This is a genomic window from Flavobacterium hercynium (genome assembly GCF_002217285.1).
Taxonomy (GTDB): Bacteria; Bacteroidota; Bacteroidia; order Flavobacteriales; family Flavobacteriaceae; genus Flavobacterium; species Flavobacterium hercynium.
Window position 1 is genome coordinate 50,139 of record NZ_MUGW01000004.1, and the last position, 22,478, is coordinate 72,616.

The 22,478-nt window shown below is 33.7% G+C and carries 21 protein-coding genes; 12 read left to right on the forward strand and 9 right to left on the reverse strand.

The features are described 5' to 3' along the window. Positions 1-3,015, reverse strand: coding sequence for a tetratricopeptide repeat protein (locus tag B0A66_RS02230; protein ID WP_089048223.1), 3,015 nt, complete (start codon positions 3,013-3,015; stop codon positions 1-3). Between the two features lie 239 nt (positions 3,016-3,254). On the opposite strand from B0A66_RS02230, the gene B0A66_RS02235 reads away from it, so the two are divergent. From B0A66_RS02235 to B0A66_RS02245, 3 genes are read left to right on the forward strand one after another with little or no spacing between them, the layout of a single operon-like run. Then, on the forward strand, positions 3,255-3,938 hold the full coding sequence (locus B0A66_RS02235; protein WP_089048224.1) for a cell division ATP-binding protein FtsE: 684 nt from the start codon (positions 3,255-3,257) through the stop codon (positions 3,936-3,938). Continuing rightward, positions 3,938-4,825 (forward strand): glycosyltransferase, encoded by an 888-nt coding sequence (locus B0A66_RS02240; RefSeq protein ID WP_089048225.1) that lies wholly within the window; start codon positions 3,938-3,940, stop codon positions 4,823-4,825. Before B0A66_RS02235 ends, B0A66_RS02240 begins: the two co-directional genes overlap by 1 nt. Then, a complete protein-coding gene (locus B0A66_RS02245) occupies positions 4,826-5,752 on the forward strand; it encodes a glycosyltransferase family 2 protein (protein WP_089048226.1) in 927 nt (308 codons plus the stop codon). Here the strand turns inward: B0A66_RS02245 and B0A66_RS02250 are convergent. Both B0A66_RS02250 and B0A66_RS02255 read right to left on the reverse strand, forming a co-directional pair. After that, a complete protein-coding gene (locus B0A66_RS02250; protein ID WP_089048227.1) occupies positions 5,735-6,142 on the reverse strand; it encodes a sugar 3,4-ketoisomerase in 408 nt (135 codons plus the stop codon). The two genes, B0A66_RS02245 and B0A66_RS02250, sit on opposite strands and share 18 nt — an antisense overlap. After that, on the reverse strand, positions 6,135-7,232 hold the full coding sequence (locus B0A66_RS02255) for a glycosyltransferase (RefSeq protein ID WP_089048228.1): 1,098 nt from the start codon (positions 7,230-7,232) through the stop codon (positions 6,135-6,137). Before B0A66_RS02255 ends, B0A66_RS02250 begins: the two co-directional genes overlap by 8 nt. Before the next feature lie 39 nt (positions 7,233-7,271). On the opposite strand from B0A66_RS02255, the gene B0A66_RS02260 reads away from it, so the two are divergent. Continuing rightward, positions 7,272-8,411, forward strand: coding sequence for a glycosyltransferase family protein (locus B0A66_RS02260; protein ID WP_089048229.1), 1,140 nt, complete (start codon positions 7,272-7,274; stop codon positions 8,409-8,411). Here the strand turns inward: B0A66_RS02260 and B0A66_RS02265 are convergent. From B0A66_RS02265 to B0A66_RS02290, 6 genes are read right to left on the reverse strand one after another with little or no spacing between them, the layout of a single operon-like run. Further along, positions 8,404-9,150, reverse strand: coding sequence for an acyltransferase (locus B0A66_RS02265; RefSeq protein WP_244283375.1), 747 nt, complete (start codon positions 9,148-9,150; stop codon positions 8,404-8,406). The two genes, B0A66_RS02260 and B0A66_RS02265, sit on opposite strands and share 8 nt — an antisense overlap. Beyond that, on the reverse strand, positions 9,137-10,639 hold the full coding sequence (locus tag B0A66_RS02270; protein WP_089048230.1) for an O-antigen translocase: 1,503 nt from the start codon (positions 10,637-10,639) through the stop codon (positions 9,137-9,139). The genes B0A66_RS02265 and B0A66_RS02270 overlap by 14 nt, the downstream gene beginning before the upstream one ends. Next, positions 10,639-11,739: a DegT/DnrJ/EryC1/StrS family aminotransferase gene (locus tag B0A66_RS02275; RefSeq protein ID WP_089048231.1), complete on the reverse strand. Its 1,101-nt coding sequence runs from the start codon at positions 11,737-11,739 to the stop codon at positions 10,639-10,641. Before B0A66_RS02275 ends, B0A66_RS02270 begins: the two co-directional genes overlap by 1 nt. Then, a complete protein-coding gene (locus B0A66_RS02280; RefSeq protein WP_089048232.1) occupies positions 11,736-12,683 on the reverse strand; it encodes a FemAB family protein in 948 nt (315 codons plus the stop codon). Before B0A66_RS02280 ends, B0A66_RS02275 begins: the two co-directional genes overlap by 4 nt. Before the next feature lie 28 nt (positions 12,684-12,711). After that, entirely contained in the window at positions 12,712-13,314 is a 603-nt protein-coding gene (locus B0A66_RS02285; protein ID WP_089048233.1) for a trimeric intracellular cation channel family protein, read from the reverse strand. 59 nt (positions 13,315-13,373) lie between these two features. After that, positions 13,374-14,114, reverse strand: coding sequence for an RDD family protein (locus B0A66_RS02290; RefSeq protein WP_089048234.1), 741 nt, complete (start codon positions 14,112-14,114; stop codon positions 13,374-13,376). A gap of 20 nt (positions 14,115-14,134) precedes the next feature. On the opposite strand from B0A66_RS02290, the gene B0A66_RS02295 reads away from it, so the two are divergent. The 8 genes from B0A66_RS02295 (at position 14,135) to B0A66_RS02330 (ending at position 22,464) form a co-directional block, all read left to right on the forward strand. After that, a complete protein-coding gene (locus B0A66_RS02295) occupies positions 14,135-15,100 on the forward strand; it encodes a stage II sporulation protein M (RefSeq protein WP_089048235.1) in 966 nt (321 codons plus the stop codon). Between the two features lie 27 nt (positions 15,101-15,127). Then, complete coding sequence (locus tag B0A66_RS02300; protein WP_089048236.1) at positions 15,128-15,913, forward strand: DUF4129 domain-containing protein; 786 nt, start codon at positions 15,128-15,130, stop codon at positions 15,911-15,913. Beyond that, on the forward strand, positions 15,906-17,117 hold the full coding sequence (locus B0A66_RS02305; protein ID WP_089048237.1) for a DUF4350 domain-containing protein: 1,212 nt from the start codon (positions 15,906-15,908) through the stop codon (positions 17,115-17,117). The genes B0A66_RS02300 and B0A66_RS02305 overlap by 8 nt, the downstream gene beginning before the upstream one ends. Before the next feature lie 39 nt (positions 17,118-17,156). Continuing rightward, entirely contained in the window at positions 17,157-18,170 is a 1,014-nt protein-coding gene (locus B0A66_RS02310; RefSeq protein ID WP_089048238.1) for an AAA family ATPase, read from the forward strand. Positions 18,171-18,266: 96 nt separating this feature from the next. After that, positions 18,267-18,875, forward strand: a complete 609-nt coding sequence (locus B0A66_RS02315; protein ID WP_089048244.1) for a hypothetical protein — start codon at positions 18,267-18,269, stop codon at positions 18,873-18,875. Positions 18,876-18,904: 29 nt separating this feature from the next. Then, positions 18,905-20,236, forward strand: a complete 1,332-nt coding sequence (locus B0A66_RS02320; protein WP_089048239.1) for a DUF58 domain-containing protein — start codon at positions 18,905-18,907, stop codon at positions 20,234-20,236. Positions 20,237-20,364: 128 nt separating this feature from the next. Next, a complete protein-coding gene (locus B0A66_RS02325; protein WP_089048240.1) occupies positions 20,365-21,450 on the forward strand; it encodes a phosphoglyceromutase in 1,086 nt (361 codons plus the stop codon). A gap of 225 nt (positions 21,451-21,675) precedes the next feature. Further along, positions 21,676-22,464, forward strand: coding sequence for a TrmH family RNA methyltransferase (locus B0A66_RS02330; RefSeq protein ID WP_089048241.1), 789 nt, complete (start codon positions 21,676-21,678; stop codon positions 22,462-22,464). Positions 22,465-22,478: the final 14 nt, after the last annotated feature.

Genomic DNA, 22,478 nt, shown 5'->3' on the forward strand with positions numbered 1-22,478 from the left:
TTATTTCGTGATAGATGAATTCGTTTTTGATTCTTCTAATTTAATTGCACTTAATTCTTGTTTAGCTTCTTCTACAACATCCGGATAATCTGTAAAATTATTGATTACGTTATCTAAGATGTACGTTGCCTGATAACTGTCTTTTAATCCATAGAAGTTTTTCGCCATCAAAACCAAACTTTTTGCGCCATAATATTTGTAAGCTGAATAATTCTTTGCCAGTTTTTGAACGGATGTATTCGAAGCTTCGAACTTACCTTCTTTGGTTTTAAAATACGCATCGTAATACAACGCTTCTGCTGCCAACTCTCCTTTTGATGTTACAGATAATTTTGCATAAGCTGCTTTCGCTTTCGTTTCATCTCCTGTTTGCATTGCTGCACGGGCTACGATAATTTGAGCATCGGCTTTTACGTTGGCATCAGCTTTTACATTTTGCAATACTTTATCAGCGTAAACAACTGAATTATCATAATCTTTTTTGTCGTAGTAACATTTCATCAAATTGGCCTGAGCAAAGCTTTTGTTTTGTGGAAAATCGGCTTCGTTTTCTAAACGTACTAAAACCGGAATCGATTTGTCACACTCTTTTGCTTTAAGGAAAATCTGCGCTAATCTTGTTAAAGATTGTTCTGTAAATTCACTCCTTGGCTGTGCAATTACAAAATCATAATTTGGTACCGATTTTACTTCTGAACCTTCTGCATAATACAATTGTCCTAAGTAAAAATTAGCTTCAAGCGAATGCATTCCTTTTGAGAACTTGCTTATGTAACCTTCAAATCCTGTGATAGCTTGTTTGCTGTTATTCTGACTATATTGTTTGAATGCGGCATCATACGTATCGTTGTCTAATTCTGCGTCTGTTACGGCAACGAAATCTAATGTTCGTACCCAAGTTGCGTATTCATCAACTTTTCCTGAATCTACATAAATCAATCTCGCTGTAGAAACGGCTTCTAAAGCTTCCGGTGTTTTTGGAAATTCTGCTGCTACTTTTTTGAATTTTACCAATGCCTGATCTTCACGATCTGAATTGTAATACACCAATCCTTGTCTTAAAATAGCTTTTGAAGTAAATGATCCCGTTTTGTATTCAGAGATTAACTGATCGTACGTTTTAATCGCCAGATCATTCTTTTTATCTGTTACATACGTATTCGCCAATTCGTATAAGGCATCATCACGGTACGATGACTTCTTGTACATTTGAAGAAAATTATTCAGTTCCGCGATTTTCTTATCGTTTTTAGACATGAAACCGTAAGACATTGCTTTTTGAAATTGTGCATAATCTGCATCAACTCCTTTTGCTGCCATTGCTTTTGTATAAGCTTCGTTTGCCTGAGTGTATTTTGTGGCTACAAATCGGGAATCTCCTAAACGTAAATACGAATCATTCAAACGTACTTTATCTTCCTTAGCATTGTCAATCTGTGCCTGAAATGAAGTTGCAGCCTGATCGTAATCTTTTAATTTAAAGTAAGTGTAACCGATATTATAATTGATGTTTTTATACTCGTCTGTTGTTTTAGCTCCCGCCAAACCAGCAAATTGCTTGTAGCTTAATAAGGCAGCCTGAAAATCATCTGATAAATATTCTGATTCTGCTTTCCAGAATGTAGCACGTGCCGTAAACTCAGGATTTTTTTGTTCTTTGACAGCTCCATTAAACATTTTTAATGCTTCGCTGTAATTCGATTCTGTATACAATTCTAAACCTCTGTAAAAAAGAACTTTCTGATAAGCTGTTTTATTTTCCGGCGTTCTGTTTTTTTCTAATAAAATCAAGGCTTCTTTGTAGTTCTTAGATGAAATATAAGAATCAACTAATAATTTTTCTACTTCCGATCTGCTTGAATTATTTGGATATTTTTTAAGGAAATCTAATAAAATTCCCGGAACTGTTTGGTACTGATTTCCAACTTCATAACTTACTTTAGCATAATTTAAAGCAGCATCTTCCTGAATCTGAGCATTAAATTCCATTTCAGAAGCATTTTTGAAAGCATTCAAAGCTTCTTGTTTTTTGCCTGTATTCAAATAACTTAACCCTAAATGGTAGTACGCATTTTGAGCAACGAAATCTTTTCCTTCGATGATTTTATTGAACTGAGAAATTGCTTTTTCGTATTCTTTTTGCTCGTAATACGCATAACCCAACTGATAAAAATCGGTGTTGTTCCATTTTCCTTTTTTCCCCGCGTATTGCTCCAAAAACGGAATCGCCTTGCCGTATTGTTTTAAATTGAAATAACTTTCACCAATAATTTTATTCAATTCCGATTTTTCCATCGCATTTGATTTGCTCATAGCTTGTTGCCCTAAATCAATCGCTTTCTGAAAATTTCCGAGTTTAAAGTTCATGTCTGCCTGATAATAAGACAGTTTTTCTTTGTATTTTTCTTCACCTGAAACTTCATCAAAATATTTGGTAGCTTCTTTATAATCATCACCTTCATACGCCATAAAACCTAAGTAATATTTTGCCTGAGAACCAAATTCCGGAGAATTGACTACTTTATTAAAATAGTTTGTTGCTTCTTTTTTGTTTTTTGCATTGAAGTAACTGTATCCTTTTTGGAAATTAAATTTATCCAATTCTGATTTGCTCATGTAGCTTTCGTCTACTTTATCAAACCATTGCAATGCTTTTGGAAAATTACCTTGTTCGAAGAAAAAATGTGCGACTTCAATATAAGCCTGATTTTGTTTTGTACTTGTTGGATAATCTGTAACAAATTTTTCCATCAATGCGTCTGCATTTGCCTTATTGGTGCGAATGGCACAATTGGCAATATAGTACGCACAATCCGACTTTACTTCTTCAGTAACAGCCTGTCTTTTTACAGATTCAAAAATATGCTGCGCCGATTCATATTGTTTATCATGATATAAAGCAACTGCTTTATCAAAATCCTTTAATTCGTAGGTATATATAGCTGATTTTTGTGCCGAAGCCAGAGTTGAAATTAGGATTATATGGAGAAAAAAGAGCCAGGAAAGTTTACGCATTTTAATTGTATTTAGTATTCAAATGTATCATTTTATACGGTGTATAACGATAAATTTAAGGCATTTATTATGAACAATTTTGATAATAGTTTTTATTTAACAGCAGCCTAAACTGCAAAATATTGGTTCTCAAAGTTTCTAAAACAGCATTTTTTTACAGTCTTTCTTTTCAATTGCTTCAAATTTATTTTGAATCCAACCGCTAACTTCTTACTTTTACCATTAAAATCAATATCATTATGTCTCAAACCGTACTATCTCTTAAAGAAGTCACTATATATCAGGAAGGAAAAAAAATATTGTCTCATGTTAATTTGGATGTAAAGCATGGCGAGTTCATCTACATTATCGGAAAAACAGGTTCAGGAAAAAGTAGTTTCATGAAAACGCTGTACGGTGATTTGCCTTTGACAGAAGGTGAAGGACAAATAGTAGAGTTTGATCTGGCTACGCTGAAAGAAAGAGATATTCCGTATTTGAGACGTAAAATCGGGATTGTATTCCAGGATTTTAAGTTGCTTCCGGATCGTTCTGTAAAAGACAATATGCTTTTTGTATTGAAAGCTACAGGATGGGTAGACAAAGAAGGTATGGAACGCAAAATCGATGAAGTACTGGACAAGGTTGGAATGATGAATTTTCTAACTAAAATGCCACACCAACTTTCCGGTGGTGAGCAACAACGTATTGCTATCGCAAGAGCTTTGTTAAATGACCCTGAATTTATTCTTGCAGATGAACCTACAGGAAACCTTGATCCTCAAACAAGTTCAGAAGTTTTAGAAGTTTTGAAAAAAATTAATGCTAATGGTAAAACGGTAATCATGGTAACGCACGATTATGCTTTATTATTGAAATTTCCGTCTAAAACACTTAAATGCGAGGATGAAAGAATCTTCGAAGTAGTGCAACGCAGCGTGTAATGCTTTCTATTTTAATTCCGGTTTACAATTATAATGTAGTTTCTCTTGCAGAAAGACTGCATAATATGGCATTGGAAGCTGAAATTATATTTGAAATCATTTGTATTGATGATGCATCTGAGTTGTTTTTACAGAAAAATCAGCAAATTAATCAATTACAAAACGCCTCGTTTACTACTTTACCAAAAAATATTGGCCGAAGTGCTATTCGTAACTCATTGGCTAAAAAGGCGATATATGAAAATTTGCTTTTTTTAGATGCTGATACATTTCCTGTTCATCAAGACTTTCTTTCTAACTATATTGCGCAAATCGATAATTGTGAAAAAATAGTATATGGTGGAATTCTCTACGAAAGTATAAAACCTTCTAAAGAGGAACTTTTACGCTGGGTTTACGGCACCAAAAGAGAAGCGCTTTCTGTTTTCGAACGAAACAAAAACGCTTATCTTTCTTTTTTAACACTGAATTTTCTAATTACAAAAAGCGTTTTTTCAAAAGTCGCTTTCAATGAAAACATTGCCAATCTCAGGCATGAAGATACTTTGTTCTCTTTTGAGTTAAAACAAAATAGTATAGAAGTGCTGCACATCGAAAATCCGGTATATCATTTAGGATTAGAAAGCAGTGAAACCTTTCTCAGAAAGTCAGAAGAAGCGGTGCTGGGATTAAAAAACTTAGTCAATGCGCAACTAATTTCGACTGATTACGTGAAGCTTTCCTCCTATTTTCAAATGGTAAAAAAATATCGTTTAAGACCTCTAATTGCTTTTGGTTTTAAAATAACGAAGCCTTTATTTGTAAAGCAATTGCTAGGCACAAAACCATCACTTTTACTTTTTGATTTGTATAGATTGGGTTATTACTGTAATTTGAAAACGAACTAAATGGCTTTTTTTTCGATCATAATTCCGCTTTACAACAAAGAACACTTTATCGAAAACACGATAAAAAGTATTCTCGATCAGACTTTTGGCGATTTTGAGATTATTGTAATCAACGATGGATCTACGGATAAAAGCGAAGAGAAAGTTTTACAATTTAAGGATGATCGCATTCAGTATTTTAGTAAAAAAAACGAAGGTGTTTCTGCTACCCGAAATCTGGGGATTACAAAAGCAAACGCCAATTTTATCGCTTTTCTTGATGCGGATGATTATTGGTATCCTGAGTTTTTAGAAACGATGCACTATTATTGTACCTATTTTGTTAAACAAAAAGTTTTTACGGCTGCCATAGAAATCGAAACTTCAAAAAATATTTTTCCTGCTCAATATTCTATTCCAAAAACAGGTGATTTTGAGTTTGTGAATTATTTTAAAGCTAGTATAAAAGAATCTGTACTTTTAACATCGAGTACTATTTTTAATAAAAAAGTCTTTGCTAAAGCCGGTGTTTTCGATACCCAAATAAAAAGTGGTCAGGATACGGATTTATGGATTAGGATTGGTTTACTTTTTCCGATACTGTTTGTTTGGAAGGTATTAGTTCGTTATACTCACGATGAAAATAGTCTTTCTAAAAATGCTGCTTTAATGGATTCTAAACTGAATTTTGCTAAATTTTCAGAGCAGGAAAAAACAAACGCTGATCTAAAATATTTCCTGGATTTAAACCGATTTTCTCTTGCCATAAAAAGTAAAATCCTCAATAATCAAATTCTTTTCGATAGCTATTACCAGGCAATCGATCTGCAAAAAATTGGCTTCAAGAAAAGGTTTTTACTCCAATTGCCTCCTTTTGCCTTGAAAATATTGATTGCTTTTAAACTCAAATTAGCACAATTAGGCTTAGGTTCATCGGTTTTTAAATAATTTGAACTCTTTGTATTCGCGGATGTAATCGTCTTCGTCGAATTCACCTGAAGCTAAGACCAGACAAACTGCTCCGGAAGAGAAGTTACGTAATTCTCTCCAGATTCCGTCTACGATCAGTAAACCAAGATTTGGTTTGTTTAGCGTTACGGTTTCGATTGTTTTTCCATCTTTTAGAATAACGTCAAAACTTCCGCTTAAAGCGATCAAAAATTCCTGCTGTTTTTTATGAGCATGTCCACCACGTTTGCTTCCGCTTGGCACATCGTACAAATAATATACTCTTTTGGAAGTAAATGGAATCGTTTCACCTTCAATAACGGAAAGATTTCCGCGTCTGTCGTGAATTTTAGGGATCTCGATTAACTGATTATTAGAATTTTTAGTCATTTGTATCGAATAAAATAAGGGCTTTCCATTGTTTAGAAATCGTATCTAAAGATAGATGTTCTACACTTTCTGAGGCATTTTTTTTACAGAAATTATATAAATTTTCATCCTCAATCATTCTCTTCATTGCTTTAGAAAGTTCCGGCGCATTATGATTTTCAACTAATAAACCGTTGTGCTCCGGTTTTACGATTTCTTTGGGTCCGGATTTGCAATCAACTGCGACAATAGGCGTTCCAGCTGCAAGCGATTCGACTAAAGACATCGGAAAACCTTCGTATTGACTAGTCAAAATAGTAAATTTTGCTTTTGCAATCCATTCCTGAGGATTTTTGACAAACGGAAGTATTTTGACAAATTCGTCTAATTGCAGTTCTTTTATTTTATTTTGAATGAAAACCAAATCAGGACCTTCTCCTAATAAATACAAGCAATATCCCGCTTTATAAATTTCAGATTTCGAAAAAGCTTCGAGCATTAAACTAAAGTTCTTTACTTTCTCATCGAATCTGCCAAAAAACAAAATGTAGTTTTCGTTATCACTTACTTTTTCAGCAACAACAGTATCAACAACTTCATAAGGATTATAGATTGTTATGGTATTCAAAAAACCGAGTTTTTCACGGATACCTTCTTCTATCTCTTTTGATACACAGACCAATTTTGTTGCATTTCGATATAATTTTTGAGACAAAAACTGTGGGGACGGAAAATAATTTTTGAAGTTGAAACTATGAATAACAAAGATTATTCTGCGACTTCCGTAAATCAGTGTCGTCAACAGTTCTCTTATGTAATGATTGCGCGGACGATTATCAATAACGACATCTATGTTATTATTCTTCAAATATTTACAGAGCAGATATCCTTTTTCTATTTTCTTAAAAACAGAAAACGTACTGCTTGAAGCTGTTCCTAAATTGTACAGTTTGCCTTTGTAATCATAATCAACAGCATCGTTGATGATGATATTGTGAACGGCTATATTTTCAGCTTCAATCATTTTGCTCAATAAAGAGGCAAAACGCTCTGCTCCTCCTTTGGCTAAAGAAATTGAAATTATGGCTACGTTTACTTTTGGCTTCATCATATTGGCTAAAATATAATATATTTGTTAAATATCCATCAAATGAAAATTTTACTCGTAGGCGAATTTAGCCGTTTACATAATTCCTTAAAAGAAGGCTTAGCGCATTTAGGGCACGAGGTTGTAATTATAGGACATAACGATGGATTTAAGCAATTTCCTATTGATTTTTTAATTGAAAAAAAATGGGACACCGGAATTTTAAAAAAAATTAAAATTGCACTCTACAAAGTAACAGGTTTTGACATTAGTTCGTACTTAACGTATCTTCAATTTCTAAAGTATAAAAAGCAATGTTCGGGTTTTGATGTCGTTCAGCTTATTAACGAAAATAGTTTTTACTGCTCGTATCCCTTCGAAAAAAAGATCATTTCGCATCTTATTCAAAATAATAAAAAATTATATCTGTTAAGCTGTGGATACGATTATCTGAATGTGAAGTATTGCTTTGAAAACCTAAATTTTAAGTCTGTAATTCCGTTATACCTTACAGGTAAAATTGACAAAAAATCATTTGGAAATGTTTTGAAATTCAGAACGAAACCCTTTGAAAAACTGCATCATTTTATCTACCAAAATTGCAGCGGCATTATTGCTTCTGATTTAGATTATCATTTGCCTTTTATCGGAAACTCAAAATACCTTGGATTAATTCCAAATCCTGTAAATACTGCTAAAATTGAATGCAACGAGCTGAAAATTGAAGACAAAATCATCATTTTTCATGGCATCAACGATTTGAATTACATTAAGAAAGGAAATGATATTTTTGAAAAGGCTCTTCAAGAAATACAACAAAAATATCCCGATAAAATTGAAATCATTACGGCAAGAAGTATTCCGTACAACGAATACATTAATCTGTACAATAAAGCACATATTCTTCTGGATCAGACGTATGCGTACGATCAGGGATATAATGCTTTGGAAGCAATGGCAAAAGGGAAAGTTGTTTTTACCGGCGCTGAAACGGAGTTCATGAATTTTTATAATTTAACTCAGAAAGTTGCGGTAAATGCAACGCCAGATGTTGACACTTTAGTTAGTGACCTGTCATTTTTAATTGAAAATCCTGCTGAAATAATGGCGATCGGAAAACGTGCCAGAGCTTTTGTAGAAAAAGAACATGAGTATAGTGTAATTGCTCAAAAATACCTTGATACCTGGCAATCAACTAAATAATGACCCATTTATTTAAGAGTTCTTTTTCTGCCTCCCAATCTCTTGAAATATTTTCTCTGATTAATTTTGCAGGAACTCCGCCAATTAAGGTATTATGACTTAGCGAAGTATAATCTTTACTGCAAACACTATTGGATGCAATTGTGCAATAATCCGGTGTTTTAGCTCCTTTCATAAAAGTAACTCTGTTGCTGACAAAATTATAGCTTCCTATTTCTATTGGCGCGGTCATTTTGTACACTTCTCCGGTTTTGGTATCAAACATCTGATGAAAATTAGTATCAATCACCTGACATTCAGAACCCAATCTAGCATAACTTCCTAAAACTATTTTTTCTGCACAGATCAGTTTTCCGCCAGAACCTAAAGATGCCAAATGCCCGAGCTCGCAATATGCATCCTTTCTAACAATAATGAAACAGTCTTTGCCAAATTGCACATGCCCTTTGAATACAAGTGTTCCGGTGATATTAACTTCTGCCGTGCCTTTGTGAAGCGTATTTAATTCATAAGGCTGTCCAAAACCAATCATCCCTCTTCGAATGGGTGCGTCAATGTGTACTTGCCCTGTGATCGAAGTGAGTTTTACTTTTCCATAAAAAAATACGGGAAGCTTTTTTGCTGTTTCAAAAGGGAATTTTTTAAAATTAAAATACAAAGTTGCGAACCAGTTTACCGTCCAGTAAAATTTAAGTTGGTGATACAATGTTCTGCCTTTTGAGTAACTATTTCGAATCATTTTGATTGTCTTTTTTTTGCGTTAATGAAGCAAGCATTTCTTTAATATTCATCTTTTTGTTGAGATGATAATAACTGAATCCTAAAGAAATGAGAATCATTACCAGCATTAAACTGTATTTTAGAATTGGAAATTCTATATAACGAAACGCAAATGTAATAGTACAAATTAAGAAACAAACAAGATAGGTTTGATAAAAATCTTTGTCAAAATAAAATTGGTATCTGTTTTTAGTGATGATTTTTAAACCAATAAAATGCAGTAAAAAATACAGACAGAAGCTTATTCCTAATCCTTCTAAACCATAAAAATAATAGCCCAGCACATTCATTACTACGGACAAAATATTAAAACCAATTGCGGTTTTAATGAATATCTGAGAATCGCCTTTTGCTATTAACACAAATCCCATTGACCAGGAAACGGCTCTGAACAGCATGCCTAAAATACCAAAACAAACCATTGAAATAATAACATCGAATTTTGGTGTGTAAAGAATTTTTATAATCAGCGAAGCAAAAGTTAAAAACACAACAATTATGGGTGTGATAATCATAATGGAGGTAAAAGCCTGCTGTACTACACTTTCTCTAATTTTTTCATTATCTGAATTTATCGCTGCCAGTTTTGGAAAATAATCGGTGCTCATTACCGTAAATATGATGCCTACATAGGAATTCAGTAACGTAAACCCGGCATTGTAAAATCCTACATGATCGAGTCCTCCTGTTTTTCCAACATAAAGCTGAATCAAATAAGCACTTAAAAGTGTCAGCACACCGCTAATGGTCAGCATTATACCTAATTTGATAATCGCTTTGCCTTCATTTAAAAGTAGTTCAGTAGAGATTTTTTCTTTTTCAATTTTAATCTTATTCGAATAATACAGCGAAAATAACAACGCTGATACTGAACTAATTATAATTGTGGGAATGATGGCATCAATATTTAAAAAATAATATAACGGAATGGAAAAAAGCAACCCAAATAAATTGCCATACAAATTTGCTTTCGCTAAAAACCGAAGCTTTCGCAATCCCTGCAAAACTACTAATTGTCCTACTGATAATTGTTTGAATAAGAGTGTAATTGATATCAAGACAAAAGCCTCAGTCTGACTTGAATTTCCGAAGGTAATCTCACTCAGCACTTTGGAAAAAAGCGCAACGAGCAACATTCCTAAAATACCGGTATAAAAAACGATTCTTTGTACTACTCTAATGATTTTAGAAACAGTACTTATATCTTCACTCTTGTAATTTTCTGAAATGTTTTTTACAGCGCTGGTTTCTATTCCAAGTCCTGAAATTCCGCCAATAACATTCAGGGTCGAAGTTAATAACGTCATAATTCCCATTCCGGAAGGCCCTATAAAGACAGCTACCAGCTTGGTTCGGATAACCGAAATTAAGATCGTAAAAAACTGAACTCCACCAAAAAGAGAGGTTGTTTTAAAGATTTGCCGATATACTTTTTTACTATCCGACATTAGTACGCATTGACTATTTTTATAATAAAATCTACCTCATTTTCCGTTAAAACAGGGCTCATAGGCAAGCTTAATACTTCAGCATGAATTTGTTCTGTTATGGGAAATGACAAAGTATTCCAATCTGAAAAGGCTTTTTGCTGATGTGGCGGAATTGGATAATGAATTACAGTCTGAATTTTATGTTCAGTTAGATATTGCTGTAAATCGTCTCGGTTTTGGGTTCTTATGACAAACAAATGAAACACATGATTGTTGGAGAAATCCCAAAAAGGAAGGGTAATTTTATCGTTTTTTATTTCTGCTAAATACCGTTTTGCAATTGCTCTTCGCTTGTCGTTATCGGCATTTAAGTTTGGTAATTTCAGGCTTAAAAATGAGGCTTGCAATTCATCTAATCTTGAATTAATGCCAACGTAATCATTATAATATTTTTTTTCGGAACCATAATTTCGAAGTGAGAAGACCACTTTTGCTAAATCCGACTCATTCGTAACAACGGCGCCTCCGTCTCCTAATGCACCTAAATTTTTACCGGGATAAAAACTGTAAGCTACTGCTCGCTTTATATTTTCAGTATTAAATTTAAAGTTACCTTGAGCACCATGTGATTGGGCAGCATCTTCGACTACTAATAAATTATGTTGTTGTGCGATTTCGTTTATAGCATCCATTTCTGCCAATTGACCGTACAAATGCACCACCAAAATAGCTTTTGTTTTTGATGTAATTTTTTCCTGAATCAAATCAGGATTTATGTTGTAGGTTTCTATTTTTGGTTCTACCAAAACAGGTACTAAATCAGCCTGCAATACAGCCAAAATACTTGCTATATAGGTATTTGCCGGAACTATAACTTCGTCTCCTTTTTGAAGTTTTCCTAATTCGATATAGCCTTTAAAAATTAAAACTAAGGCATCAAAACCATTACCAACACCAATGCAATGTTTTGCATCGCAATATGCTGCAAATGCTTCTTCAAATGTTTCTACTTCTTTGCCTAAAATATACCAGCCATTGTCTAAAACTGTTTTCAACTTTTGCTGAAAACCAATTTCATACGGTTCGTTTATTTTTTTAAGGTCTAAAAAGGATATCATCTTATCTCTATTTTATAAAAATCCTGATTGTAAACAGTACAGCCTAATTCTTCTTTTTGCTGTAAAAGTCCTGAATTATACTCTTCCTGATCTGAATTTACAATTCCCATATCAAAGAAAAGCTTTTTCTCGTTTTTGTATTTTTCAATTAAATTGATGAATAAAAAATCAAGTGCCCGCACTGCTTCTCCCTTTTTTGATGTTGCGCCGTATTGTGATTTTACAACATTTCCCATTTCAAAAATGGTTATTCCTGCAATTATTTCGTCCTCCTGATAAACGGAAAACTGTTTTATATTTTGAGGGAATTTTTGCTGTAAAGCGGTAATTTCTGCCTTGGTATGAACTGGTTTCGACTTAAATTTCTCTAATAATCGAGGTTCTAGAATTTTATCCCAAAAAGAATCAAATTGGTGTTCCTCAACGATATCTAAATCGAGATCTTCAATTCTTCTAAAGTGTTTTAATTTGCTTTTTGAAATCTGCAATGGCAATCCTAAATTGATCGCCAGATTCATTTCTTTGCGCTCTAAAACGGCTCCTCTTTTAAATAAAAAAAAATCTGTTTGCTGATTTCCTTCCGGAAAATAAAACCCTGGAATTGGTTTATAATAAAAGGTACTGATCTTATTTTCTTTAAAAAAAACAAAAACCTGATCTAAAATTAGTCCAACATTTTCTGCTTTTAGCTTGTGCGAAAACACCAAACTGCCATATGTTAATCCTTGATGTGAATAGACGTTATTCTCTTTTTTATTGGCAGGAAGTACTGCTTTTAGTTTTTCATCTTCAAAAACTAGAAGCGAAAAATCATCAAAACGATCCTGATGATATTCCATAAAATCGCGCTGAAACAAAAAGGTAGCATTTTTGGACTGAGCTATAAACGCATTCCAGATGGCAGCATCATTGGGATGGTATTTTTTTACGGTGTATTTTGTCATTTTTAGATCGTGGCCTTTAATTTAAATGCTATTTATGATCAAATGCCTTCAATGACCATTTGAATTTGACTGCCATTAAACGTACTGTAATAATTACAATCGAAGTAACTAAATACAAAACATCATCGTTGAGATTTAATTTTTTCAGAATAAAAAATACAATTCCACCCAAAATACAGATCGTAGCGTAGACTTCACGTCTAAAGATCGTTGGAATCTCATTGCACAAAATATCTCTGATTACGCCTCCAAAACAAGCTGTCATAGTTCCTAAAGCAATACAAATAGCTGGATGAAGTCCGTAAATGATTCCTCTTTCTAAACCGATTAAGGTAAATACACCAAGTCCAATGGTATCAAACAAAAACAATGATGTTCTTAATTTATCAAATTTCTTTCTGAAAACAATTGCTAATGCAAAACCTAAAATAATTACATAAACATATTGCAAATCAAGCATCCATCCTACCGGAGTTTTGCCAATTAAGATGTCACGCAATGTTCCGCCTCCTACCGCTGTTACAAATGCAATAATAAAAACGCCAAACGGATCGAGCCTTTTGTGCATTGCGGTCAGTGCTCCGGACATTGCAAAAGCCATCGTACCAATTATGTCTAATAGATGAAACATTCTAATTTTTTTTAAAGTAAATATTCTTGGCGTTTACCATTATATATTTTTATACGTTTTTACATGTTTTGTGTATAAAAGTTGTAATCTTTCAGTATAACTCTGATAAAATCATGACTATCTCCGGATTGATTTTTAATTCCGGTTACGGTTTCAATTTTAGAGACCAACTTTTGTATGGTTTCATAATCATTCTTTTTAGCAGCTCTTTGAAATGTTTCTTTGATGATTCGCATATCGTTATCGGATAGTTTTATCACCAAAGGATAGGTTGGCACATAAGTACTTCCTATTTCTTCAATAATGGTGTGACTTATATTGATGTTGTTTTTGAGCGTTATTACAGATGTTCCTGCCGCCATATCGCCTAATCGCTGTCCTTTTTTACTTATAATGACAATAACAATGGCAACGATTCCATTGAAAATAGTGACATCAATAAGGCGAAAAAACCAGCGCATTAAATAATCTCCAAAGCCAGCCTGATAACCATCTATTTTTACCACTTTGATTTTCAGTACCTTTTTCCCAATAGTTTGTCCTTCTAAAATACTTTCCAGCGTAATGGAGTAAATCATTATTGGAAAATAAAAAAATAAAATAACAGACATAACCGACCATTGGTCTAGTTTATCAAATAATTTTTCTAGATTTAACGAAAAAAAAATCATAAAAACGACAACACCATACGCGATTTTAATCAGTAAATCAATGAAGTAAGCGCCTATTCGTTCGCCAACGGAAGCCGCCTTAAAATTTATTTTAACATTTTGCGTAGTATTAATCGATAATTCTGACATATTTTATATTTTAGCCTACAATGAGAGAAGTTGCCTTCATAAAACAAAATAAAGAAAAATGGCTGGAATTTGAGCTAGCTATTTTTGGTAAAGCTAAAAAAAATCCTGACGAGTTAGCCAATTTGTACATTCAAATGATGAATGATTTGTCATACGCGCAAACTTATTATCCAAAAAGCAAAACAGTGATTTATCTAAATCATTTGGCTTCGCACATTTATCAAAAGATTTACAAAACCAAAAGAGCCGAAAAAAACAGGTTCATGGAGTTTTTTAAAACTGAAGTTCCTTTATTACTTTATGATTACAGACGTTATTTGCTGTATTCTTTTGTATTGTTTTTTGCTACTGTTGCTATTGGCGTTATATCAGCACGCTACGATCAGAATTTTGTACGTCTGATTTTAGGCGATGGTTATGTAAACATGACTTTAGAAAACATCAAAAAAGGAAATCCAATGGCGGTTTACGGATCCGGAAGCAATTGGGGAAGTTTTATTGGCATTACCATGAATAACCTTTATGTAGGCGCACGCTGTTATATCTATGGTATTTTCGGCGGTCTTGGTACTTTTTATATTTTCCTTCAAAACTGTATTATGCTGGGTTCTTTTCAATACTTTTTCTACGAACAAGGTGTTTTCTGGAAAAGTGTGCGAGGCATCTGGATTCACGGTTCTATGGAGATTTTTGCGATTGTAATTGAAACTACAGCCGGATTTATTTTAGGCGCTTCCATATTATTTCCTAAAACTTTTTCGAGAGTCAATTCTTTTAAAATAGGTTTCAAAAATAGTTTCAAAATATTTCTAAGCACCTTTCCTTTCACTATTAGTGCAGGATTTCTGGAAGGGTTTATTACACGATATTCTATAGATATGCCAAACTGGCTGAGTAGTTTTATCATTTTATTTACGTTGGCTGTGATTTCGTTTTATTACCTGATATACCCAACTATTGTTTACAAAAGAACACAACAATTATAAGCCAAACTGATATAATCGAAATCTGTAATGAATAAATTTTTCTTCGTTTTATATTTTCTTTTCTGTTCCTTCCTCGTGAGTGCGCAGGATACTTTGCCTTTGGCTAACATTACAATTGATCCGCCAAAAATTAGTGCTGTTCCTTTTAAAGAAAGCGACATCCAAGTTGATTCCAGCGCTGTTGAGAGCAAACAATTCTCTAAGAATTTCAAAAAAGAATATACCGGCTCTGATTTTGTTTACGAATACAAAGTACCTGAAAAAACATTCTGGGATCACTTTAAAGAATGGCTGGCTTCGATTCTGCGAAATATCTTTACGTTTGACACTCCGCAAACCTCGCTTAGTTTTGTAGCTACGCTGCTCAAAATAATTGCTGTTGTGGTTGTTGTAATCGTTATTTATCTGATTGTAAAAGTTTTAATTGGAAAGGAAGGAAATTGGATTTTCGGTAAAAATGCCAATAAAAAAATCGTCTACTACACTGATCTGGAGAAAAATATTCACCTGCTTGATTTTAAAAAACTTATTGAAGAAAGTATTGCCAAAGGCGAAAAAAGAATTGCCATTCGTTATTATTATCTGTGGTTGTTAAAGATCATGGCGCAAAATCATTACATCGAATGGGATATCGAAAAAACCAATACTGATTATTTGTACGAACTGCAAAGACCTGCTCACAGAGAAGCCTTTACGTATTTATCATATCTGTACAACCATATTTGGTATGGTGAATTTGAAATCGACGAAGCTACTTTTCAAAAGACCGAAAATCGTTTTAAGCAATCTATAAAAACCTTTAGCAATGAATAAATCTATCAAAATTTATATCGCTGTTCTGGTTTTGGTTTTCTCTTTAATCTTACTGGCAGATCGAAATACTTCCAAACCAATTGATTGGACACCTACTTATGCTGTAAATGATAAAATTCCTTATGGATTATATGTTTTCAATAAAGAGATTGACGGGTTTTTGAAAAATCAGGAAATAGAACGTGTTTCTTCTTTAACTCCATACGAATATCTAAATTCACAATACGAGTACGCTGGAGACAGTATTGATGGTAGTTATAAAATTCACGGAACATTCTTAAATATAGCAGAACAAACCTTAATTGACGATCAGTCTATTGAGGAACTAAATTATTTTGTTTCTATAGGAAACAGCGCTTTCTTAAGTATGAGAACGTTTCCTAAACCATTATTAGACAGCTTAAAACTGGAAGTTAGCACAAGTTATCCAAACGAAAAAATAACTTCTGTGTGGCTGGCGAATAGTAAATTAAACAACAAAAAATATCCCATAACAGAAGAAATGGGAAATAATTATTTCTCTAAAATAGATACGCTAAGTGCTCAGGTTTTAGGGTATCAGGGAAATAAAACCAAAAAACAAATTAACTTTATAAAGGTTCCATATCAAGATGGTTTTTTCTATTTGCATTTGCAGCCTGTAGCTTTTACCAATATTAATTTGTTAAAGGGAAATCATTACGAATATGCTGAAAGTGTGCTTTCCTATTTACCTAAAGAAACGGTTTACTGGTATACCAAAGGACAAAACAGCGAGTCTATTTCGGATTCGCCTTTGCGTTACATTTTAAGTCAGCCTGCATTAAAATGGGCTTGGTATTTATTTTTAATCGGAATGCTGATTTTCATTATTTTTAATGCGAAACGCAAGCAACGTATTGTTCCTATCATAAAACCATTGTCTAACTTAACGGTAGATTTTACTAAAACAATAGGAAACTTGTACTATCAGGAAGGCGATCATGATAATATTATCGACAAAAAAATCATTTACTTTTTAGAAAGAATCCGAAATGAATTTTTAATCGATACTACTAAACTGGATGAAGATTTTATAAAAAGATTACAGCATAAATCCGGAAAAGATGAAAATGACATTCGGGAAGTTGTGTTCTTAATCAATGAACGCCGAAAAAGTTATCACGGAAGTCTGGAAGATGATCTTATCAGAATCAGTAATGCCATAGAGAAAATTTTTAATTAATATTTCGAACAAACCCACTCAAAAGAAAACATACCAAACATGGACGATATCAATACAACAGCAAACGAAATCACAAATGATAATGTGAATTTTGAAACCAGAATCAACCTTGCTCCCCTTTTAGAGCATGTGAATCAGATTAAAAAAGAACTTGAAACGGTTATTGTTGGTCAGCATAAAATGGTCGATCAGCTTTTGGTTGCTATTTTATCAAATGGACACGTTTTGCTTGAAGGTGTTCCGGGAGTAGCAAAAACGATTACAGCAAAATTATTATCGAAAACATTAAATATTTGCTTTAGCCGAATTCAGTTTACACCGGATTTAATGCCTTCTGATATATTAGGTACATCTGTTTTTAACCTGAAAAATTCTGAATTTGAGTTCAAACAAGGTCCTATTTTCTCTAATTTAATTTTAATTGATGAAATAAATCGTGCTCCCGCCAAAACACAGGCAGCACTTTTTGAAGTAATGGAGGAACGCCAAATTACCATTGACGGATCTGCTTACCAATTAGAAACGCCATTTTTGGTTATTGCAACGCAAAATCCAATCGAACAAGAAGGAACATATCGTTTGCCGGAAGCGCAATTGGACCGTTTTTTATTCAAAATTTCTATTGATTATCCAAAATTAGAAGAAGAAATTTTAATCATTCAGAGAGAACATCTATTGCAGGATCATGGCAAGCTGGAAGCTATCAAAACCATTCTTTCTGCTCAGGAAATAAAAGGATATCAGGCTTTGGTGAAACAAATTCGTGTAGAACAGAATTTATTAGAATACATTGCCAGAATTGTGGTAAACACACGCGAAAATGCATTTTTGTATTTAGGCGCTTCACCTCGTGCTTCTATCGCAATTTTAAACGCAGCAAAAGGTTTTGCAGCTATTCGTGGTCGTGATTTTGTAACTCCGGAAGATATTAAGGAAGCGGCAACTCCTGTTTTACAGCACCGTGTAATTGTAGCACCAGAACGCGAAATGGAAGGTATTACAAGCATTGAAATTATCAAACAAATTATCGAAACGGTAGAAATTCCGAGATAATTTAGATTCAGTTATACCTACAAGGTTTTGAAAACCTTGCAGGAAAACGAATAAAACGTGAAACCTGAAACTATAAAATTTATAAAACCTTTTAAAATGCAAGCTTACAAAATAGTTTTTTTATCCTTTTTATGGCTTTCAGCAACAAGTTTTACACCCGTAAATCCAGATTTTACATTTGCAAAGAAATCCATCGTTTACGCCACTGACCAACAGCAGATCGAAACGTTGATTCGCAAAACGTATGAATGGGTTGAAACTAAAAACTCAAACGACGACTTTAATGCTATTGTCAACAAAAAAGGTGATAAATACATTGGCTTAGATACCAAAGCACATGGTAAAAGAATGGAGGAATTGAAGAAAACCAATTTCTTTGCTCAGGAATTTTTAGATAACTATAATAAAATTGCTCTTAAAATTGGCGACCATCTTAAAACAAACAAGATGGAATATTTTGTTGGAGATCTTCCGCCTTACGGTAACGATGCTAATTTTTGGTGTGATTGTCAGGATGGTCCGGAGAAGTATTGGAAAACAATTTCGATTAACATCACTAAAATAGAAACCAACAAAGCTAGCTTAAACTGGGCGTGGAAAGGCAAAACGAAATACAAAGTAAGAGTGGTAAAAGAAAACGGAACCTGGAAAATTTCTTATTTACAAGGATTCGATTATGCTAGTCTTACTTCATTACCAGAATAAAAAAAACGTAAACCCTAAACTTTTTTAAATTGAACTTCATAAAAAGCTTATACCTCAATAACTTCTTCTTTTATGTACTTTTAGGCATAATCGGACTGTTTGTTTGCGCTTTCATTTTTCCGAATTTGTACAATGGCGTATGGTTTATCGTGCTGACATTAGGTACTTTTTTAGCACTTGATCTTTTGCTTTTATACTTGTCAAAAAACGGCATCGAAGGCAGCAGAACTACACCTGAAAAATTATCAAATGGCGATTTAAATCCTGTAAGCATTAGCATAAAAAACGGTTACACTTTTGCCGTTTCGGTTAAAATTATTGATGAAATTCCGTTTCAGTTTCAGGTTAGGGATTTTAAAATTATACGAAAAATTAAAGCTTCGGGACAAGATAAGGTCGAATATGATTTACGTCCTACGGAGCGAGGTGAATACTATTTTGGAAATTTAAACATTTACGTTTCTTCGCCTCTAAAATTAATTTCACGACGATTTACGTTTGACAAAAACAATATGGTGCCCACATATCCTTCGTACATTCAGTTGCGAAAATATGATTTACTAGCTTTCTCCAACAATTTGTACCAATACGGAATAAAAAAAATGCGTCGTATTGGGCATACAATGGAGTTTGAACAAATAAAAGAATATGTTCAGGGCGACGATCTTCGAACGCTAAACTGGAAAGCGACTGCAAAGAAAAATGCATTGATGGTCAACCAGTTTCAGGACGAAAAATCTCAGTCTGTTTATTTGGCAATCGATAAAGGACGCGTGATGCAAATGCCATTTAACGGATTAAGCTTACTGGATTATGCTATCAATTCTACTTTGGTATTGGCAAACGTTATTCTGAAAAAACAAGACAAAGCGGGAATTTTTGCCTTCTCAAAAAAAGTAGAAAATAGGGTTTATGCTGAAAAACGTGCTTCGCAGATGCAAAAAATTCTGGAAACGCTCTACAACATCAAAACTGATTTTTTTGAAAGTGATTACAGCCGTTTGTATGTTGATATCAAAAAAAATATAAATCAGAGAAGTTTAGTCATTTTATATACTAACTTTGAGACAATGGATGGTTTAAATCGTCAGATGCCTTATTTAAAAGGAATTGCGAAAAATCATTTATTGGTTGTTATTTTCTTTAGCAATACAGAACTGAACGCTATCATCAACAAAAAAACCGATACTGTTCAAGAAGTGTACGATAAAGTAATCGCTGAAAAATTCATGTTCGAAAAACGTCTTATCGCCAACGAACTCAAAAAATACGGAATACACGCTGTGCTTACTCAGCCGGAGCAGTTGACTTTAGATGCTATCAACAAATATCTGGAGATCAAAGCCAGAGGGATATTGTAGCACTTTTACATTTTTTAATACCACAAAACAAAAATAGAATTTAAAAAAATCCTTTGAATTATTCCTGCCAATAAGAAGAAGGATAGAACCGTTTTTTAGTATTAAACCTCTTTAACTCCAAAAAAGTTATGAAAAAATTAATTTTACTTGCATTTGTTTTAACAAGCACTTTAGCTTCAGCACAAAAAACAGAAAACATTATCATTGTTACTACTGATGGTCTGAGATGGCAGGAAGTTTTTAAAGGATTAGATACGGCACTTGCCAATGATAAAAACTTCAATCAGGGCGACAGTGCTTATATTTACAAAAAATATGCTGATGCTGACTTTGCTGCATCCAGAAGAAAAATAATGCCCTTTTTATGGTCAGAAATAGCATCAAAAGGACAAATTTATGGCAATCGTGATTTAGGAAACAAAATAGATGTAGCAAATCCGTACTGGTTTAGTTATCCGGGATATAGCGAAATGATGACCGGAAATGTCGATGTTGCAATTAATTCAAACAGTTATAAAGCCAATCCAAACGTAAATGTTCTGGAGTTTTTGAACCAACAGTCAAAACTAAAAGGAAAAGTAAATGCTTTTGGAGCATGGGATGCTTTTGATAGAATTCTAAACGAAAAAAGAAGTGGCTTTCCTGTAATTTCTGCCTTTGATAATGTGGGAGGAACTAAACCAACTGCTGCTCAAAAATTATTAAATGAAATGCGCAACAATTCGTTCAAACCTTTTCATGAGGATGAATGTCTGGATGTTTTCACGCATTATCAGGCTTGGGACGAACTAAAAACCAACAAACCAAAAGTACTTTATATTGCCTACGGCGAAACTGATGAATGGGCACATCACGGCGATTACAGGTCTTATCTTGATGCTGCAAATCAAGTCGATAAATGGATTGGTGAACTTTGGAATTTTGTACAAAACGATCCGCAATACAAAAACAAAACTACGATAGTAATCACCGTAGATCACGGTCGTGGTGACAAAATAAAAAAGCAATGGCGAGATCATGGATCTGATATTGAAGGTGCTTCTCAAATTTGGTTCGCTGCCATTGGACCGGAAATTGCTCCAAAAGGTGAAATCAAAACCGAAGCGCAACTGTACCAAAAACAAATTGCACAAACCATTGCAAAACTTATGGGATACACCTTTAAAGCAGAACATCCTGTTGCTGATGAAATTAAAGAGATTTTTAATAAATAACATTTGTTATTTTATTAAGCATTGAAAGTATTAAAAGGTACATTCAAACCTACAAGGTTTTGAAAACCTTGCAGGAAGCAAAAAACGGCTGTACCTTTGAACTTTTCTAACTTTTCAGAAAACCTTTGAACCTTTGAACCTTTGCAACTTTGCAACTTTGAACCTTTGTAACTTTACAAAAAAACTCAGTACCTTTGAACCTTTGCAACTTTGAGCCTTAAAAAAATGAAACAAATTACTTCAATACAAAATCCATTTATCAAATCGCTTGTTTTACTACAGGAAAAAGCAAAAGCACGCAAACAAACCGGAACATTTTTGATTGAAGGATTACGTGAAATTTCATTAGCTCTGAAAGGAGGTTACGAAATAGAAACGGTTTTATTTTTACCGGAATTAGTAACGGAAAATCAAATTAATAAACTGGTGAATTCGCCAGTTCAGTTAATCGAAATCAACAAAGAGGTTTACCAAAAACTGGCTTATCGTGATACTACAGAGGGAATTTTAGCGATTGCCAAGACCAAATCAATGCAATTGTCTGATTTAAATTTATCTGAAAATCCATTGATTTTAGTTGCTGAAGCTCCTGAAAAACCAGGAAATATTGGCGCCCTTTTACGTACCGCCGATGCCGCGAATCTGGATGCTGTTTTAATTGCTAATCCAAAAAGCGATTTATACAATCCAAATATTGTGCGTTCGAGCGTTGGCTGTTTGTTTACCAATCAAATTGCAACAGGAACAACTGCCGAAATTATTGCCTTTTTAAAAGAGAAAAAAATTGACTTTTACTGTGCTACTTTACAAAACTCAACTTCTTATCATACACAGGACTTTACTACTCCAACTGCTCTAGTTGTGGGTACAGAAGCCACCGGATTAACTCAGGAATGGCGCGATGCCGCAACCCAAAATATCATTATCCCAATGCAGGGAGAAATCGACAGCATGAACGTCTCCGTAGCCGCTGCTATTTTGATTTTTGAAGCAAAACGTCAGAGAGGGTTTTAGATTTTAGATTTTAG